Source organism: uncultured Thiodictyon sp., assembly GCA_903837595.1.
Classification (GTDB): domain Bacteria; phylum Pseudomonadota; class Gammaproteobacteria; order Chromatiales; family Chromatiaceae; genus Thiodictyon.
In genome coordinates, this window is the sequence record CAILVI010000043.1 from 1 (window position 1) to 2,815 (window position 2,815).

4 protein-coding genes are annotated in these 2,815 nt (G+C 65.5%); all 4 read right to left on the reverse strand.

The window, feature by feature from the left end; genetic code table 11:
- The coding region (locus tag QZY44_RS02545) for a hypothetical protein (RefSeq protein ID WP_295441800.1) at positions 1-537 on the reverse strand (537 nt) is incomplete at its 3' end.
- Between the two features lie 237 nt (positions 538-774).
- Positions 775-936, reverse strand: a complete 162-nt coding sequence (locus QZY44_RS02550; RefSeq protein WP_295441803.1) for a hypothetical protein — start codon at positions 934-936, stop codon at positions 775-777.
- A gap of 515 nt (positions 937-1,451) precedes the next feature.
- Complete coding sequence (locus QZY44_RS02555) at positions 1,452-1,952, reverse strand: hypothetical protein (RefSeq protein ID WP_295441806.1); 501 nt, start codon at positions 1,950-1,952, stop codon at positions 1,452-1,454.
- Positions 1,939-2,592, reverse strand: coding sequence for an HNH endonuclease signature motif containing protein (locus tag QZY44_RS02560; RefSeq protein ID WP_295441809.1), 654 nt, complete (start codon positions 2,590-2,592; stop codon positions 1,939-1,941). Before QZY44_RS02560 ends, QZY44_RS02555 begins: the two co-directional genes overlap by 14 nt.
- Positions 2,593-2,815: the final 223 nt, after the last annotated feature.

The window sequence follows — 2,815 nt, forward strand, 5'->3', positions numbered from 1 at the left end:
AGGCGAACCCGAAAGACCGGACGGACGGACGGGAGATAGGCCCTCGCGCCCTCTGCTCTCGCTGCGCTTCGCAACCGGGCTGGGGGGTCGCTGGTCATCCAGGACCAGCTTCAAGGCAATCTTCGGGCGGGAGGCTTCCAACTCACGCTCGACCAGGGTGCGGCGCTCAACCTCGTCAGCCCAAGCGCGCAAGGCGGTGGGCAGGTCCTGGGGGAGAGCGGCGACGGGGCGACCGCCGTTCAGATGCGCGTCGAAGACGTGAACAATCTCTACCTGGACATCGAAGGCGTTGGCGGTCTCGGACTTCATGCAGATGAAGATGGACTGCTTCTGGTTCAGGTAGAACTCTTTGGCATTCCCGCCGTTGATGACCCTCTCCACGGTGGAGAGGGGGCCAAACTTCAGCAGCTTGGCTTCGTTCCTCTTGACGATGTTTCGGATATTGACAGGGCGATCAAAACCAAGCCAAACGGCAAGGGTTAGGTCGTGGATACGGGGCTCGCCATCGATCGGCGTAAGGCTCAGGGAGGTTGTCATGGACTGGTACTCTTTGTGCTATCACGCAACATCCGCCCCGAAGGGCGGCCAGGAGGTTGATAACGGCAAAGAGACCGCGTGCAGTTTTCCCGGTTTCCCGGTGTTGTATCCCTGCACCCTCCCGGCCATTGAAACTGGCTGGGCACAAAAAAACCGCATGTCTGACGGGTGCGGAGTCCGCTCTTTGCGAGGTTATCAAGCCTCGGGGGCAAGCCTAGCCCCCGGCCGTTGTGACTGTCAAGCACGGGTGTCCTCCGGCCGCGGGGTCGGCGTGGCCGGCGGCGCGGGCATCTTGCCGCCCGGAAGAACCCGGAGCTTCGGCTTGCTCGGGCGCGTCCGGCCGGTCAGCAGGAAGGGCAGCGGGACGCCCAGGGCGGTTGCCATCTCATTCATGTTCATCGCACGGTCCTCAGCGAAATAGCCTAACACTGGGCTCAAAAGCGAGGCGCGCATCACGGTCGGTACTGATCTGCAATGTCATAGTGGCGCGCCCGCTTTAGCCCTGTTCGTTAGCCATCAAAAACAGCGTACCGGGTCGCTCAACTTCTGCGATGGTCGGCCGGCTTGATGCTCCCAATAGATATCAACTGGCCCAGGCGCATCATCCGAGCGAGGAACGCGCCCAACCAGATTGAGCACCATCGCGGCCAGTTCCTGGCAATGCTCCAGAGCATGGGCCAGGTCGGACCTGTGCGGCCAAGGCGCGTCGGTGCTCCAATCCGCAGAGTCGAACGCATGAACATATTGCAGCGCTGTTTCAGCTGCCTGTTCTGCGTGCCTGAGTGATAATTCGGCCAAGGGTCATATACCTCAAAATGGCTAACACTGGACCTGAGAGCGAGCGCGCGCCATCGGACTCCAGATTAAGCTGCCCGGGTCGGAGAGATCGCCGGGACTCAGGGCGGCGGGGTGCATCATGGTGCCCCGCGGGTGCGGAGGATCTGGGTCCCTTCTGGTACCGGCGGCCAGGGGCGGGCGCGGTGCAGATATTCGACGATCGCGCGCTCCCGGCCTTTTTTTATGGTCCGGGATTTGACCCAGCCGGAGTTCACCAAGTGGCTGAAATTTGCGGATACCAGCGGACCAAAGCGGCTGGTGGCCTGCGCGGAGGTCACTGGGTGTCTCTGGCGCACCAGGTAGCCGTAGAGTTGGCCGACCTTGGACCCGGCCCGGGGGGCTTCGTCGGGGGTGCGGATCGGACGCTCGCCGGCGCAATCGGGTCCGAGATCGGTCGGGGGCGCCGGACGGCCGGCGGGGGCGGCGAGCGGGCGGTTGTAGGGGTCGCGCCAGCCGGGCGGCGGGCGGAGGAGCTTGGCCTGGGGGGCGGCGGCGGTGGCGCCGATGGGATAGCGCACGGCGCGGGCAAGGTCCTCTGCGGGAAGGCTGAGTTGGGGCTTGAGGCTACCCAGGTACATGATCGGGCTCCGCTGCGTGGTTACGGGGCCTGGCGGCCCGGCTGATGGCAGTCTGCACCCGGGCCAGGGTGATGGCCTGGGGGCGTAATTCTTTGGGGAGATCGGCATGGCCGTTGTGATTGATGCGCAGTAGCTCGGCGCGCTCGACCAGACAGAGGTTGTCCGGGTCGCAGTGCGCAGGGTCGCCATCGATGAAGATGACGCAGTGTCCGGGCGGGACCGAGCGGCCGTGTGCCTGCTCCCAGCGCAGGACGTGCAGGGCGCGGTAGCGGGTAGCGTGCCCGGTGTAGGGGTTGGGCTCGGCGACCTTGATCTCCTGATAGCCGTCCCGGTTGGTGCGGAGGTGGCCGAGCGGTTGCCGGTTGGGCGGGCAGTTGCCGGGCTTGAAGGTGGTGTTGCTGGTGCCGTTACGGCCCTTGAGTCCGGCATTCCAGGGCCGGGCCCCCGGGCGGAAGGTGGTGTCGCGCCCGCTGGTGAGACCGTTTCTGTTGATGGCCGCGCGAATCTGGCCGGGGGTGCGCTGGATGCCGTAGTCGAGGAGTAGGCGCGCGGCGATGGCGCTCAGGTCGGCGGTCGCGCGGTAACAGGTGCCGATGTAGTCCAGTTGCTGGCTGGTCCAGAGGCGCTTGGGCTGCTGCACCTCCAGGCGCGGGCGGGGGATGGTGTGGCGCCGGCAGGCGCTGGCGACCCGGCTGGGGGTGATGAACAGGGCGAAACGCTCATTGAAGCTGGTCCTGGATGACCAGCGACCCCCCAGCCCGGTTGCGAAGCGCAGCGAGAGCAGAGGGCGCGAGGGCCTATCTCCCGTCCGTCCGTCCGGTCTTTCGGGTTCGCCTCAACGCCTTTTCGGCCAGTCGCTCCAG